The organism is Methylocapsa palsarum (assembly GCF_900114285.1).
Taxonomy (GTDB): domain Bacteria; phylum Pseudomonadota; class Alphaproteobacteria; order Rhizobiales; family Beijerinckiaceae; genus Methylocapsa; species Methylocapsa palsarum.
This window is the reverse complement of record NZ_FOSN01000002.1, coordinates 127,711-141,442: the sequence shown is the minus strand read 5'-3', so window position 1 is coordinate 141,442 and position 13,732 is coordinate 127,711. Positions and strand designations below refer to the sequence as shown.

General features: G+C 61.0%; 13 protein-coding genes. 9 read left to right on the top strand and 4 right to left on the bottom strand.

Going from position 1 to position 13,732, the window contains the following annotated elements:
- Nucleotides 1–9 precede the first annotated feature (9 nt).
- On the top strand, nucleotides 10–873 hold the full coding sequence (locus BM177_RS03535) for a LysR family transcriptional regulator (protein WP_175492486.1): 864 nt from the start codon (nucleotides 10–12) through the stop codon (nucleotides 871–873).
- 506 nt (nucleotides 874–1,379) lie between these two features.
- On the opposite strand, the gene amoC is transcribed toward BM177_RS03535, so the two are convergent.
- Nucleotides 1,380–2,162, bottom strand: a complete 783-nt coding sequence (amoC, locus tag BM177_RS03525; RefSeq protein WP_091678745.1) for a bacterial ammonia monooxygenase, subunit AmoC — start codon at nucleotides 2,160–2,162, stop codon at nucleotides 1,380–1,382.
- Nucleotides 2,163–2,448: 286 nt separating this feature from the next.
- Here amoC and BM177_RS03520 point away from each other — a divergent pair, with 286 nt between their 5' ends.
- The gene (locus BM177_RS03520) at nucleotides 2,449–2,751 is read left to right on the top strand and encodes a hypothetical protein (protein ID WP_139223498.1); all 303 of its coding nucleotides are present in this window, start codon (nucleotides 2,449–2,451) and stop codon (nucleotides 2,749–2,751) included.
- A gap of 362 nt (nucleotides 2,752–3,113) precedes the next feature.
- Nucleotides 3,114–4,412, top strand: a complete 1,299-nt coding sequence (gene ispG / locus BM177_RS03515; RefSeq protein ID WP_091678039.1) for a flavodoxin-dependent (E)-4-hydroxy-3-methylbut-2-enyl-diphosphate synthase — start codon at nucleotides 3,114–3,116, stop codon at nucleotides 4,410–4,412.
- A gap of 114 nt (nucleotides 4,413–4,526) precedes the next feature.
- On the opposite strand, the gene BM177_RS03510 is transcribed toward ispG, so the two are convergent.
- Nucleotides 4,527–5,336 (bottom strand): CDP-diacylglycerol diphosphatase, encoded by an 810-nt coding sequence (locus BM177_RS03510; protein ID WP_091678034.1) that lies wholly within the window; start codon nucleotides 5,334–5,336, stop codon nucleotides 4,527–4,529.
- A 219-nt stretch (nucleotides 5,337–5,555) separates the two neighbouring features.
- On the opposite strand from BM177_RS03510, the gene BM177_RS03505 reads away from it, so the two are divergent.
- The 4 genes from BM177_RS03505 (at nucleotide 5,556) to BM177_RS03490 (ending at nucleotide 6,892) form a co-directional block, all read left to right on the top strand.
- The gene (locus BM177_RS03505) at nucleotides 5,556–6,038 is read left to right on the top strand and encodes a DUF992 domain-containing protein (protein WP_091678031.1); all 483 of its coding nucleotides are present in this window, start codon (nucleotides 5,556–5,558) and stop codon (nucleotides 6,036–6,038) included.
- A gap of 248 nt (nucleotides 6,039–6,286) precedes the next feature.
- Nucleotides 6,287–6,436: a hypothetical protein gene (locus BM177_RS19920; RefSeq protein ID WP_175492485.1), complete on the top strand. Its 150-nt coding sequence runs from the start codon at nucleotides 6,287–6,289 to the stop codon at nucleotides 6,434–6,436.
- A 25-nt stretch (nucleotides 6,437–6,461) separates the two neighbouring features.
- Nucleotides 6,462–6,698 carry a hypothetical protein gene (locus BM177_RS03495; protein WP_091678027.1) on the top strand — a complete coding sequence of 79 codons (237 nt, stop codon included), beginning with the start codon at nucleotides 6,462–6,464 and terminating at the stop codon, nucleotides 6,696–6,698.
- Nucleotides 6,695–6,892, top strand: coding sequence for a DUF2283 domain-containing protein (locus tag BM177_RS03490; protein ID WP_091678022.1), 198 nt, complete (start codon nucleotides 6,695–6,697; stop codon nucleotides 6,890–6,892). Before BM177_RS03495 ends, BM177_RS03490 begins: the two co-directional genes overlap by 4 nt.
- A 20-nt stretch (nucleotides 6,893–6,912) precedes the next feature.
- Here BM177_RS03490 and ettA read toward each other — a convergent pair whose 3' ends face one another.
- Together ettA and BM177_RS03475 are read right to left on the bottom strand one after the other, a co-directional pair.
- Nucleotides 6,913–8,565, bottom strand: a complete 1,653-nt coding sequence (gene ettA, locus BM177_RS03485; RefSeq protein WP_091678019.1) for an energy-dependent translational throttle protein EttA — start codon at nucleotides 8,563–8,565, stop codon at nucleotides 6,913–6,915.
- Nucleotides 8,566–9,232: 667 nt separating this feature from the next.
- Nucleotides 9,233–9,784 carry a hypothetical protein gene (locus BM177_RS03475; protein ID WP_139223497.1) on the bottom strand — a complete coding sequence of 184 codons (552 nt, stop codon included), beginning with the start codon at nucleotides 9,782–9,784 and terminating at the stop codon, nucleotides 9,233–9,235.
- 292 nt (nucleotides 9,785–10,076) lie between these two features.
- On the opposite strand from BM177_RS03475, the gene BM177_RS03470 reads away from it, so the two are divergent.
- Together BM177_RS03470 and BM177_RS03465 are read left to right on the top strand one after the other, a co-directional pair.
- Entirely contained in the window at nucleotides 10,077–11,390 is a 1,314-nt protein-coding gene (locus BM177_RS03470; RefSeq protein ID WP_091678007.1) for a S53 family peptidase, read from the top strand.
- Between the two features lie 275 nt (nucleotides 11,391–11,665).
- Nucleotides 11,666–13,687 carry a hypothetical protein gene (locus BM177_RS03465; RefSeq protein WP_091678005.1) on the top strand — a complete coding sequence of 674 codons (2,022 nt, stop codon included), beginning with the start codon at nucleotides 11,666–11,668 and terminating at the stop codon, nucleotides 13,685–13,687.
- The last annotated feature ends 45 nt before the right edge of the window (nucleotides 13,688–13,732 follow it).

Genomic DNA, 13,732 nt, shown 5'->3' with positions numbered 1-13,732 from the left:
AGGCCGCGAATGGAACTCTACCAGATCAGACATTTCGTCGCCGTTGTAGAGACCGGAAGTTTCACTCGGGGCGCGCAACGCGCAGCGGTCTCCCAGCCCGCGATCTCCGCAAGCATTGCAAGGCTGGAGAGCGAGTTCGACGTCAAACTGCTCGACCGGCGCCATTCTTCTGTGGCGCCGACGCCGGCGGGAATGCGGCTGCTGGAATCGGCGAAGGCCATTCTCTTTGAATGCAACGCCGTCAAAGCCGACCTCCAGGCTCTGGGGGCGCCTAGTCTTTTGAGAGTAGGCGTTCTGCAATCCCTCTCGAGCTGGCAGATCTCGAAGCTGATGAGCGCGTACCGGCGCACCAATCCCACCGTCGAGATCGAGGTGACCGACGGCTCATGCGACGTCCTCATCCGGCTGCTTCAGGAACAACGTCTCGATACGCTTCTCACAATCCTTGACGATCAGGCGGAGAAATTCGGCAACCGTGTTCTGTTCACTGAGCCCTATGTTCTCGCCGTACCGAAAGATCATCGCTTCGGGCAAAGACAATCCGTGCATCTCGCCGATCTACACGACGAACCATTCATCGTCAGGTCAAAATGCGATTTCTACCAGGACGCTACGGATGCGCTGAACGCCCGAGGCATCAGGATCCGCGTCGTGTATCGCACCGATCAGGACGACCGCGCGTTCGCTCTGGTCGCCGCGGGACTTGGCGTCGCGTTCATTCCCGGCCATTTCGACGTGCCTGCGGTGAAACAGGTGCCGGTCTCGGATCTTGGACTCGAACGCACGATAGGTTTGCTCTGGATCAGCGAGCAGGCCAATGAAAATCTGTATGAATTTTCGCGATTTGCCGAAAGCCATAGCTGGAGGCTTTAAACGCGCCCGCGCGCAAATGATTCCCCCCAGAGAATCCGCTGGCGAAACCGACGGTTTCTACTCCTGACAACATTCTCCGCGCCTTCAAATGAGCGCAGGAAAAGTATCTATTTTGAGGCGGCACGGAGCTCTACCAAATCACATATTGATAGTTGTTGTTACAGTATCGCTGACTGGAAGCTTCACTCAAGCTGATCGCGCAAGCGTCTCGCAACCGGCGATTTTCGTGAAAACGTCGGGCGCTCAAAAACAATTCCCCGCCGGAGCCAAAGCTCCAGCGGGGAAAAGAGACGCCGTCGACCAATGTTGAAGCCTTGTGACGAGGCGTCCGCCCCACCGGACCCTTGCGCCGGATTACAGGGGCGTATTTCGAGTTGTTGTTCTCTTCAAAATCTGAGCAAACCGAAACCGTCCGCCTGTTCTTTTCGTCGGTAAAAAAAAGCGAACATTCTCGGTCATCGAAGGCGGGTAAGGAGGGATGCTCGCCCGCCTTCATCGTTGTGAGACTATTCCGCCGGAATGGGGGCGCCTTCGGTCAATTCCTTGACGCGGCCAAGGATCTGAAGCGACACGCCGAACACGGCGAGAGCGAACCAGCCGAAGAACACGAACATCCAGTGCAGCGGCGCGACGAACAGCTCTTCCATGAACCAGAACGTATGGCCCCATTCATTGAGCGCGACATTGGGGAAGATCATGAACGGGCCGACGAAGAGCAGCACGTAGGCGACCGACCAGCCCTTTTTGGCGAAGGTCGGCAGACGGGTGCGGGCATAGATGAAGCCGCCGACGCCGACGATGATGTACATCGGGTAGCTCATGTAGAACTCGATGATGTGGCTGGGCGTGAAATCGTTATCGCGGATAACGGTCTGATGCCAGGTGCCGTCCTGCTCCGTGAAGAAGCTGGCGCCCCAGTAGATTGCGACGCCATAGACCAAAATCCATGACAACAGATTGAAGATGCGGCGCAATTCTTCACGCGGCGCGACATTGCCGACGTCTTTGTCGCGGGTCTTCCAGAGATAGCCGACGAGGGCGAGGAAGGAGATCAGTTCGACCGGCTCCTCGATGTAGAGAATCGTCATCCAGTAGGTCTGGAATTCGGGGGTAAACGAGTCGAGACCCGCGTACCAGCCGAAATATTGCTCATAAATACGAACGAGCACGTACCAGATGCAGATGGCGGCGGAGCCAATCGCGAGCGGCACGGGATTGAAAATAGGCCGCTCGGCGGAGGAGGCTTCGGCCCCCGCGCGTGCGGCTGATGTATCGGTGACTGAACTCATGAGCGTTGCCTCATCTGTTGTATAACCCAACGGACGGACGTCTTATCCGTCTTCGAGCGGCCAAACGCTACGAAAGCGGCTATGCAATTGAAAATCGTTTGTTTTTATCATCTCGATAACCGCCGCTTATAGAAAACGTCGAATTCCTCAAAGAGGCTGATAAAGAACGGAGATTTCTTCGCTGCTGTTCGCTGCGAGCGGCTGGTTTCTCGCAATTCTGCGTTGATTTGACACAGCTGCGATTGTTGAGTCCGAGGCGGTGCTCGCGACCGGAGTCTGTAGGAGCTTGACCACTTGTGGCCGGGGAAGCGGCGCAGCTTCAACTCCTCCACTTGCTTCAACTCTTTCACTGGCTTCTGCGGGCATTTGCTTCTGCGTGGTCCGCGTCAGCTCTCCGGCGCACGACAAGTTGACGCCGCTCAAGATTTTGAAATCCGATCAAGGTTTTGGAGATGGCCGTCTAGGATTCTTGCTTTCCTACTCGAAGATTTTTGACTTCGATCTTTACGATATTCGCGACAAAGCCGCCTTGCTTGTCGCCCGGAGCGACGATGCGCCATCATCGGATTCAATATCTATATCAATATAGGTACAGCTGAATACGCCATGAATAATATCTATTTACTCACAATAGTTGTTATAATTTGTTCATCATGATATTTTGATTTGTCGTGTCACAAGTCAAAGGCAAGTCGCCAAGGGCCTGCAAGACGGGCGCGTAAGTTCGGCAGGCGGTCGGCGGCGAAATTCAAACGCGCTTGATTTGAGCAAGCGTGCTCCCGATTTTGTCGCCCGTCCGGCCATCTTCGCGGGCCGCCGCGCTTGCGTGAACTTGAGCGAACTCGGGCGGAACTTGACGGCAAATTTTTTTTGAGCCTCCTTGACCGCCGGCGCCCTCGGAGGCGATGTACAAAAGTCGGCTTCCTTTCTGCGCTCCAGGACATTCCGCCTATGACCAAGGCCTCAAACGCTCCGTCCTCCTCCGATCCGGTGCCCGCCGAGGAGGGTCAGCCATTGGTTCGGCGGCGCTCTGTCGGCGTCCTCATCGGCGCCGGCAAAGGCTCGGTTCAGGTTGGCGGCGGCGCCCCCGTCGTCGTCCAGTCCATGACCAATACCGACACCGCCGACATCGAGGCGACGGTCGCCCAGGTCGCGGCGCTGGCGAAGGCCGGCTCGGAACTCGTGCGAATCACCGTCGATCGCGACGAGGCCGCCGCGGCCGTCCCGCATATCCGCGACCGGCTCAGGAAGATCGGGTGTTTCGCGCCTCTCGTAGGTGATTTTCACTATATCGGACACAAGCTCCTTGCCGATCACCCGGCCTGCGCCGACGCGCTCGACAAATACCGCATCAACCCCGGCAACGTCGGCTTCAAGGACAAGAAGGACCGGCAATTCTCGGCGATTGTCGAGATGGCGCTCCGGCACAATAAGGCGGTGCGGATCGGAGCCAATTGGGGCTCGCTCGACCAGGAGCTTCTGACGTCGCTGATGGACGCCAACGCCCGTGCGGCGGCTCCCGCCACGGCGGGCGCAGTGATGCGCGAGGCCATGGTGCAATCCGCCCTTTTATCCGCGGCCCGCGCCGAGGAAATAGGACTGCCGCGGGACAGGATCGTCCTCTCCGCGAAAGTCTCGAACGTGCAGCATCTCATCGCGGTCTACCGCACGCTGGCGCGCCGGGCCGATTACGCGCTGCATCTTGGCCTCACCGAAGCGGGCATGGGTTCAAAGGGAGTCGTCGCCTCGTCGGCCGCGATGGGCATTCTCCTGCAGGAAGGCGTCGGCGACACGATCCGCGTCTCGCTCACGCCCGAGCCGGGCGGAGACCGCACCCTCGAAGTGCAGGTCGCCCAGGAGCTTCTCCAGACCATGGGCTTTCGCACCTTCGTGCCGCTCGTCGCCGCCTGCCCCGGCTGCGGACGCACGACGTCGACCGTGTTTCAGGAGCTCGCGCGCGACATCCAGACCTATATCCGGGATGAAATGCCGCTCTGGCGGATCCGTTATCCCGGGGTCGAGACGCTGAACGTCGCGGTCATGGGCTGCATCGTCAACGGGCCCGGAGAATCGAAACACGCCGATATCGGGATCTCGCTCCCCGGAACTGGAGAAACGCCGTCGGCTCCCGTCTTCATCGACGGCGAAAAGGCGATGACCTTGCGCGGCGAGGGCATAGCCGCCGAATTCAAAACCATCGTCGAGGATTATATCGAGCGCCGGTTTGGAGAGAAAAACGCGGCCGCATGAGGTCAGGGTTCAGACGATCGGGCAGAACCCGCCCTGATTTGAGCCCACTCAGGTTCGCTCGCGCAGGTTCGGCCCATCATCGCGGCGAACCAGCCCCAGCCGGAATGCTCTCGATCATTTCGCCAGCGCGCAACGATGGTCGAGCATATCCTCCGCGTGGGCGAGAGCGCCGCGGCCCGCGCGGCCTACCAGAAGAACGAAGCCTTCTTTTCCGTCCCGAAAGCGCGCCCCGATCACGCCGATCGTCACCTCCCCCATCGGCGTCGATGACGCCCGGGCGTCCTCTCGGACGAGATCGAACGGGTCCTGTTTCAGCTCTTCGCCATCGAGACGCCGCGCCTTGTAGACCTGGCCTGCGAGGCGAACGGGAAGCACCGACCATTGCGCCGTGATGGCGCGGGCATGGCGCGAAAGCTTGTCGCTCACGTCCGGACGAACGCAGTCGACATGGATATGCAGCTGGTCTTGGCTGCGCGTCACGGAGGAATTGATCGCCATGCCGAACGTCTCGCGCGGGAGATCCTTCCCGCCGTCGAGGGCGATCCGCGTCCGCGCGTTCCAGGCGTCCGCCCAGTAGTTCGGCAGGCCACCCGTTCCCACCAGCGGATCCTCGACCCCGCTGAGGCGGCGGGTGGGAATGAGCAGAAGATGCGACCTGCTGCGAATATCCCTGAAAATCGCAAATCCGGCATCCTCTCCGCCGGAAAGGTCGACCTCCGAACAGGGGAACGCGAGGCCGGTCGCCTTCTTGTCGCGAACGCAGAGGTCGTGAACCATCGTCCACAAGGCGTCGCGGTCGCCCGCATAGCCAATGCCTTCGACGGCGATCGCGGCGAAAACGATGGCCGCGGCGGCGCGCAAAATCCGCCATCGGCCCCGCGCCGCCAGCGCAGGGCGGCTCGCCGCGATGTTCAGATTCGGCATGTTGGCGCGTTCATCCGTGGGGCGTCGTTCCAAAAATGAGCGGCGTGGGCACGGCTTGCTGCGATGCACTATAGACCTAGATAATCGCTTGATCGCTGCTTTTCCAATAACAATCGATCACAAAACAATTCGGATGCTGGAAAAAGCGGCGATCGAGCGCTAATCGGAAGCTGTAGCGCTGATTCGCGCGCCGCAAGTCAACCCAAGGAAGAACGTCAAATGAAAGCATCGCTCGCGCGTCCCGGCGTCCTGCTCGCCGCCGCCCTTCTCACTCTCCCGGCGGGCGCCGCCTCGGCAAGGTCCATCAAGGCCGGCCTTCTGACCTGCAATGTCTCTGGGGGAGCGGGATTTATCGTGTTTCAGGACCAGTCGCTGAGCTGCGTGTTCAGGAACAAGGCGGGCGGCCCGCCCGACCGTTACACCGGCTCGTTCCGCACTTACGGCGTGGCCCTTGGCGGCGTCGCGCAGGGACGTCTCGGCTGGGCGGTGTTTTCCGCCATCGGCGGCGTGCCGCGGGGCGCTCTTGCGGGCAATTTCGCCGGCGTCGGCGGCCAGGCGACGGTCGGCGCGGGCCTCGGGGCCAATGTCCTCGTCGGCGGCTCCAACCGGGCGTTCTCGCTTCAGCCGCTTTCGATGTCGGCGCAGACGGGACTCAATGTCGCCGGCGGAATCACCGCGGTGACGCTCGTTCCGGCGCCCTGAGGCCAAGGGCGTCACTCACGTCCTGAGGGAAAACGCACGGACTGAAGGAAAACGCACGGCGGGGAAACGGCTCGGCCGCCCCCCCGCCTGACGTTTAGAGCGCTTTCCGATCGCATGTAGTCATGCGATCGATCAGAAATCGCACCAGAATCAAAAGCTTGAGCATATTCTTCTGAATATGCTCTAAGGTCCGAGAGCGCCGCCGCCTTCGCGCCGAGACCTGCACAACGACCTTACTCGGGCCGAGCGTGAGGCGGAAACTGTCGCCGCCTCCGAAACACCTGCCAGAAGGCGCCAGGTTCCAGCGTGGGCGCGGATTAATCCGCGCCGCGCTCACCGAGGCTGGCGCCGCGCAAAGGATCGACGCGCTGGTGGCGCGGTTGCTCGACGGAACCTGAGCGCTCCGCAGGAACGTTTCACGCCGTGAGATATACGCAATATTTTGACGCCGTTCGTTCCCGTCCCGACCGCTCGATCATCAAGGACGAATGGATCGAACGCGTTATCGCCTGTCCGGAACGAGAACAAATCCAGACGGACGGCCGGGTCCGGCTTTGGGGAGCCATTGGCGAGAACGAAGGCCGGTGGTTGCGGGTGGTCCTTTTGCCGGACCGCGAGACGGTCCATAATGCGTTCTTCGACCGGGGTTTCAAACCATGAAAGTTCAATACTTCGCCGAGACCGACACCTTGTACATCGAGTTTCAAGATCTAAAAATCGTCGAGACCAAGGATCTCGACGAGAATACAGCGCTTGATCTCGACGCAAATGGCCGCGTCTGCGCGATCACGGTCGAACATGCCAGCGAGCGCACCGATGTCCATCGGCTGACGGTCGAAGGGATCGCCGCCTGATCGCGGATTGGCTCCGCCCCCTACCTCGAAAATTTCTTGTACTTCATCCGGTGCGGCGTCAGGCTGTCCTGGCCGAGCCGGCGCTTCTTGTCCTCTTCGTAATCGGCGAAATTGCCCTCGAACCATTCGACATGGCTGTCGCCCTCGAAGGCGAGCATGTGGGTCGCGATGCGGTCGAGGAAGAATCGGTCGTGCGAGATGATCACCGCGCAGCCGGCGAAATCGGTCAGCGCCTCCTCCAGCGCCCGGAGCGTGTCGACGTCGAGATCGTTGGTCGGCTCGTCGAGCAGCAGGACATTGGCGCCCTTTTTCAGCATTTTGGCGAGATGAACCCGGTTGCGCTCGCCGCCTGACAGCTGGCCGACTTTCTTTTGCTGGTCCGAGCCCTTGAAGTTGAATGCTCCCGTATAGGCGCGCGAATTGATCTCGCGTTTGCCGAGATAGATCACTTCATTGCCGCCGGAGATTTCCTCCCAGACGTTTTTCTTGCCGTCGAGCGCGTCGCGCGACTGATCGACATAGCCAAGCTCGACCGACTCGCCGATCTCGATGGTTCCGGAATCGGGCTTGTCCTGGCCGGTGATCATACGGAACAAGGTGGTCTTGCCGGCGCCGTTCGGACCGATGACGCCAACGATGCCGCCCGGCGGCAGTTTGAACGACAGATCCTCGATCAAAAGCTTGTCGCCGAACGCCTTGGTGAGATGATTGAACTCGATGACATTGTTGCCGAGGCGTTCGGCGACGGGAATGACGATCTGGGCCGTCGTCGGCGCCTTGTCGTTCTGCTTCTGCAGCAGGTCCTCATAGCGCTGGATGCGCGCCTTGGATTTCGCCTGGCGCGCCTTCGGGCTCGAGGCGATCCATTCCGATTCGGCCTCGAGCGCGCGCTGCCGGGCCTCGTCCTCGCGGCCCTCCTGCTGGAGCCGTTTCTGCTTCTGCTTCAGCCACGAGGAATAATTGCCCTCGTAGGGAATGCCGCGGCCCCGGTCGAGTTCGAGAATCCAGCCCGTCACATTGTCGAGAAAATAGCGGTCATGGGTGACGATCAGGATCGCGCCCGGATAGGCGCGCAAATGGCCTTCGAGCCAGTTCACTGTCTCCGCGTCGAGATGGTTTGTGGGTTCGTCGAGAAGGAGGAGTTCGGGCTGTTCGAGCAGCAGGCGGCAGAGCGCGACCCGGCGGCGTTCGCCTCCCGAAAGCTTGGTCACCGGCCAATCGTCGGGCGGGCAGCCGAGAGCGTCCATCGCGAGGTCGACCTTCGCGTCAAGATCCCAGAGGCCGAGCGCCTCGATCTCGTCCTGGAGCTTCGTCATTTCGTCGGCGGTCTCGTCCGAATAATTCATGGCGAGATCGTTGTAACGGTCGAGAACCGCCTTTTTCGACGCGACGCCCAGCATCACATTGCCGCGCACGTCGAGCGTTTCGTCGAGCGGCGGCTCCTGCGGGAGGTAGCCGACCTTCGCGCCCTCGGCGACGAATCCCTCCCCGGTGAATTCCTTGTCGATCCCGGCCATGATCCGCAAGAGCGTCGATTTACCGGCGCCGTTCACGCCGAGGACGCCGATCTTGGCGTCGGGATAGAAGGAGAGATTGACGTTTTCGAGAACCTTCTTTCCGCCCGGATAGGTCTTCGTCAGCCCTTGCATATGATAGATGAATTGGCGCGCCATGAGTTTTCAGGTCTTATGGTCAGAGGAGATGTTTTATTTCAATAAGTCAGGCGTTGTTTTCGAGTTTTGACGCCGCGCTGGGCTAGATTGCCCTTGGCTTCGCCGCCTGGCCGGATTCACCGCACAGAAAAGCGTCTGACGTCAAGCCGATCCGGAGGCGAGGTTGAAATTTTCGGGGGGCGGCCGGGTTCGCCGCGCCCCGCGCCGGTCGATCTCCGCACGGTCCATCGGCCACGGCAAGGATTGATCTTAAGAGCGCTTTGATCGCATGGAGTCATGCGATCGATCAGAAATCGCTCCAGAGTCAAAAGCTTGAGCATATTCTTGTCGATTGGATTGATTCAATCCCATCGGAATATGCCAAGGGCCCGCTTAAGGCCGTCGCCGAGAGCCGGCGCAGCGCGCGCACTTCTCGAGAATGGCCTCGCCTGCGTCAGAGGCGCACGAAACGCGCTCATCTCGTTTTTGGCGCAGAGAGATGAAATTCGACGCGCGGCCTAGACGTCCATGGGATGCGCGGCGGCGGGCTTGACCGGCGGATCGGACCGCGCGCTGGTTTACGCTACTCAAGGCGAGAGGGGCAGAGCGACGCCGACGATCATTCGGCCATAAGCGCTCTTGACCGACATAAACGTCCGCCCCTCCTGATCATTGTTGTAAAACTGGCTTACCTGCCGGTAACGTTCGCTGGGAACTCAGCGCCGCCCGCCGGCTTGGCTGAGTGATTGACGGTCGAAAACGCAGTTACGCCAGTCGGAGAGGCGCATGCTGGGTCGGATGAGGCGAGCCGCGCAACCTGCACGGTGAAGTCGGCGTAAATGGAGCTGCCGTTAAAACTCGACAACCTCAGAATATGCCAGCCGCGTTTGGTCGTTATCGCCTTGATCAGCGGCCGGAGCGAGCCGTTGCCGTCGTCATCCTGCCAGACGCGGCCGTCAGGAGCGACAAGGGTCCCTTCAAGATCGCCGCCCTGCGCCGTGACTGCAATTCGCAGGCATTCGTTGCCGGTGGAAAACAGCTCCACCGTAAACGGATCGACGTTGTTGCTGGGATTGTCTACCGTTCCGTTGAACGTAATGGTCTGCCCGAGATACGCGAAGATCTTTGGGCCCGCCTGAGCTGTTCCGCTAAGACCGAATGCGGTTCCAAGAATTGCCGCCCCGTACAACGCGCAGCGCGCGAAAGAATTCGACTTCGGGGATAAGTTTAGATGCTTCATGATTTCCTCCATTTAGACAGAACGCTCTTTTCAAAACGCGAAATGCGTCTGATCAGCGCGACAGAGGCTAGATCGCGCTCGACTCTTGGTCTTTAGGAGATTGTTAATAAGTTCTTATTTTCGATGATGTAAAAAAAGTAAACACTTCTTGAGAGAGGCTTAACGACAGAAAGCTCCCCGGCGGATACAGATCGGTTGTGGAGGTGGTTGTGGGGGCGCGCGTGATTCGGACAGTGTTTCATGAGGCAATCCAACATCAGTCAGTTTCGTCAGTTCATCAAAGGTGAAAGAAATGAAAAAGGTTCCGTTTTTTTGTGCTCTCGCGGTCGCGGGATTGTTTCCGGAAACCTACATCTGGTCGCAAACGGCGTCGCAATCTCACGTCGCGCACGCCCGCATGTTTGCGCCGGGAACCATCGTGAGTCCTTCCTCGAACGCGCGAATTCGGAATGAAGACGGCGGCAAAGCGAGTACAAACCTGAAGATTTTGTCTCTCGCCGATAACGCCGCCCCGCCTCATTTGAAAGCCGCCGCAGTCTCTGTTCCGCCTGTAGCCGGGTATTTTTTTGAAACCCCCGCCTCGCTCGCCTGCGTCTACCAATTGGTTCCCGTCACGCAACCGGGATGCAACCCGAACCTTGTGGCCACGAACGTGACGGGCGGTTCGAGAGCAATCGCTATTGTCGACGCCTTCGACTATCCCGCCGCGATGTCTGATCTTGCGAGGTTTTCCAGCCAGTTTGGCTTGCCTGCGCCTACATCCTCCAATTTCCAGGTCGTCTTCGCGGCGGGAACGAGGCCGCCGGACGGAAGTGGATCGGGTTGGGATATCGAGGCCGCCCTGGATATCGAATACGCTCACGGGTTGGCGCCAAAGGCGAAACTTTATCTTGTCGAAGCCGCTTCGGACGCTTTCAGCGATATGTTTGCGGCGGTCAAAAAGGCTTCACAACTGGTGGCCGCCGCCGGAGGCGGAGAAGTCTCCATGAGTTGGGGAGGCGCTGAATTCGCCTCTGAAAAAACGCTCGATTCGCATATGACAACCCAAAACGTGGTCTATTTCGCCTCATCTGGAGATTCGCCCGGGACCAGCTATCCTTGCGTTTCTCCGAACGTCGTATGTGTGGGCGGCACAGGCAACAGCCGCAATCAAGTCACCGGAAAACTCGGGGGAGAAGTCGCCTGGAATGATACCGGAGGCGGCACCAGTCTCTATGAGTCCCGACCGGAATATCAAAATCCTATAAGCTCCATCATCGGGTCCAAGCGCGCCGTCCCTGACGTTGCGGCCGTCGCCGATCCGCGCACTGGCGTGTGGGTTTATAATTCAACGTATGACGGCGCCGGCGCGTGGTTCACCGTGGGCGGCACGAGCGTCGCATCGCCAGTCATGGCGGGAATCGTCAATTCATCGGGACATTTTCACCAATCCAGCATCGCCGCTCTTACCAGCATCTATTCGACAGTGGGGGCGGTTGGGGCTGGTTGGAACGATGTAACGAGCGGGGCATGCGGATATTATGACGGCCTGCTCGCAAAACAGGGATGGGATGCCTGCACTGGTGTAGGCACCCCGCGAGGAACCTCATTCAAACTCGCGTTCTGACCCGTTATGATGAGCGGAGTCCGCCGGAGCGATCTGAGAGGGAGGATCTGACAATCTCAGGGGGAGGACCTGATTTTTTTGACTTATGATCAGAGATCGATTGGCCACTCTATAGCGGCGCGCGCCGCACGGGTCGAGACAAACCGCGCGATCCTCCCGGGCGGTTTGAACCCCATGGTCTTGTCGAAGTCATAATCCAATGCCTATCTGACCGCGCGCGACGGACTTGACGGTTCGAAATTAAGCGCGGCCCGAGCATATTTTGGAGAATTCATTTGGCTGAGATCGGTTTTCGCGATTCCGGAAAGATGTTCCCGGGGCCCCGCGTCCCGGACCGCAATGCAGCGCCCCCTTCGACCCCGCCTTTGCCGGACCCGGCCGCCGAGCCCGCTTCCGATTTGCCCCAGGCCTCGGTTTTCGCGTCCGACCATCCCGGATCGGCCGACGCGCTAGGATTTGAGGCCGCCTTGCGGCCGCTTGCGGAAATGATCGCGCATTCGGGCGCTGAGACCCCGATCTCGGCCGGCCTCCTTGGCCGTGCGGGCGCGGGCAAAACGGCCGCCGCGCATATTCTGGCCGGATCACTCGCCGCACTCGGCACAGCCGCGCGCGCGATCACGGGTTCGCCCTTTCTCGGCAAAATCCTCTTCCTCCATATTGACGCGGCCCAGCTCGACGGCGATCCCGCGACGGCGCTGGCCGGCGCGCTTTACACGGGCCTCGCCGCCGAATTCCCGGCGGCGGCGGCCGAAGCGATGCAATCGTCCCGCGATCCAAGGATCGAGGCGCGTGAGGCGTTCGAGCGGCTCGACGCGGGGCGTCGCAAGCTCGAAGCGGAGCGGTCCGCTCTCGAAGAGGCGGACGCCCGCCGCGCCCGATTGACGGATACAATCCTTTACGAGGCCGCAGGGTCGCAAATCGACGCTTACGCCAACGCCAAACGCCAGCGCATCAAAAATAGCCTTGCGGCGTTCGGCGTTCAGGATGATCCCGTCCTTCGTTACAAGGACATGGTGCGTTCCGTGGCGGAAACGGGCGACAGCGGCCGCTTCGGCTTCGTACTCCGGGCTTTTTCGGCGCTGAAAGGGCAAACCGGGCTGCTGGTGACGGCGGCGCTTCTTCTCCTCGCCGGCATCGGCCTCGGGACGGCTGTCACGGAGCAGACGACCTGGCTCGGCTGGATGCGCGCCAACGATGGCCTTGGCGCCGCTGCGGCCTGGCTTGAGACGCATATGAACTGGCTTTTGACGCTGCGCCAGGTCATGTTCGTCGGCGCGGCGTTCGCCGTCGCCGTGAACATCTGGCGCGCCTTGCGGCTCATCCAGCTCGTGCTGCGCGGCGACAGCCTGCTCCGGGCCGACCTCTCCGCCCGTCGCCGCGACGTGGACGGCCGCTACGCGCACCATGTGCGCCGGATGGAGGCGCTTGCGGCGGAATGCGACGCGCTCGCCCGGCGCGCGGCCCAGGCCGAGCAACGCGCGGGCGGCCTGCCCGCCCTCGACGCGGCGACCGCCGACGCATCGGCCTTTTCCGGCGACCCGGCGAGACAGCAGGCGCAGCGATTCATCGCAAGCGTCGGGGCCGCGGCGAACAAAGCCGCACGGCTTCCCGCCGGCGCCGTCAAGGCGCCCCAACGAATCGTCATTTCGATCGACAATCTCGACGCCGCGCCGCAGGCCCGCGCGCGGGCCATCCTTCACAGCGCCCGCGGAATGTTCGCGCAAGGGTACGCCGTGCTCATCGCGGCGGATCCTGAGCGTTACGCCGAAGACTCGGAAACCAAGGACTCCTGCCTCGATTGGATTCAGATTCCGGTTCAGGTCGGGGAGATCGCGGCGCAGGTCGACATGGCGGCGCTGGTTCGCTCGGCGCTTGGCGGGCGCGACGGTCCGGAGCCGCCGGCTTCAGCCGCGGACGCTCGTCTGTCCCGGCTCGACGAGCCGTTATCGGAAGCCGAAAAACTGCTTCTGGAGGATCTCGCGCCCATCGCCGGCCATTCGGCGCGGTCGTTGAAGCGCTTCGTCAATCTCTACCGGCTCGCCCGATGCCGGCGCGAGAGCGACCGTGGAGCGCTCGCCCTCCTCCTCGCCCTCGACGCGGGTGGAACCCCGGCGGAGAAAGCGGCGGTTGAGGACACCCTTTCGCCGTTGAAAACGTCGAGCCCGCTCGATCTGTCCCGCGGCGGGCCGCGCCTCGCGAGCGCCTTGTCGGCGGTCAAATCGGCGCAGGGCGATATCGGCGCCGATACCTTGTACAAGGCGGCGGCGGCGGCAAGGATGTTCACGTTCAAGCCCTGACGGAATGCTCCCATGGCCGCGCCGGCTCCAACCGACTTCCAGAAG

What these genes read in the sequence shown, in the direction of transcription:
- BM177_RS03490 (WP_091678022.1), top strand. Translation starts at nt 6,695, where the DNA reads ATGAAAGTTCAATACTTCGCCGAGACCGACACCTTGTACATCGAGTTT.
- BM177_RS03510 (WP_091678034.1), bottom strand. Translation starts at nt 5,336, where the DNA reads ATGCCGAATCTGAACATCGCGGCGAGCCGCCCTGCGCTGGCGGCGCGG.
- BM177_RS03475 (WP_139223497.1), bottom strand. Translation starts at nt 9,784, where the DNA reads ATGAAGCATCTAAACTTATCCCCGAAGTCGAATTCTTTCGCGCGCTGC.
- ettA (WP_091678019.1), bottom strand. Translation starts at nt 8,565, where the DNA reads ATGGCGCGCCAATTCATCTATCATATGCAAGGGCTGACGAAGACCTAT.
- amoC (WP_091678745.1), bottom strand. Translation starts at nt 2,162, where the DNA reads ATGAGTTCAGTCACCGATACATCAGCCGCACGCGCGGGGGCCGAAGCC.
- ispG (WP_091678039.1), top strand. Translation starts at nt 3,114, where the DNA reads ATGACCAAGGCCTCAAACGCTCCGTCCTCCTCCGATCCGGTGCCCGCC.
- BM177_RS03470 (WP_091678007.1), top strand. Translation starts at nt 10,077, where the DNA reads ATGAAAAAGGTTCCGTTTTTTTGTGCTCTCGCGGTCGCGGGATTGTTT.
- BM177_RS03505 (WP_091678031.1), top strand. Translation starts at nt 5,556, where the DNA reads ATGAAAGCATCGCTCGCGCGTCCCGGCGTCCTGCTCGCCGCCGCCCTT.
- BM177_RS03535 (WP_175492486.1), top strand. Translation starts at nt 10, where the DNA reads ATGGAACTCTACCAGATCAGACATTTCGTCGCCGTTGTAGAGACCGGA.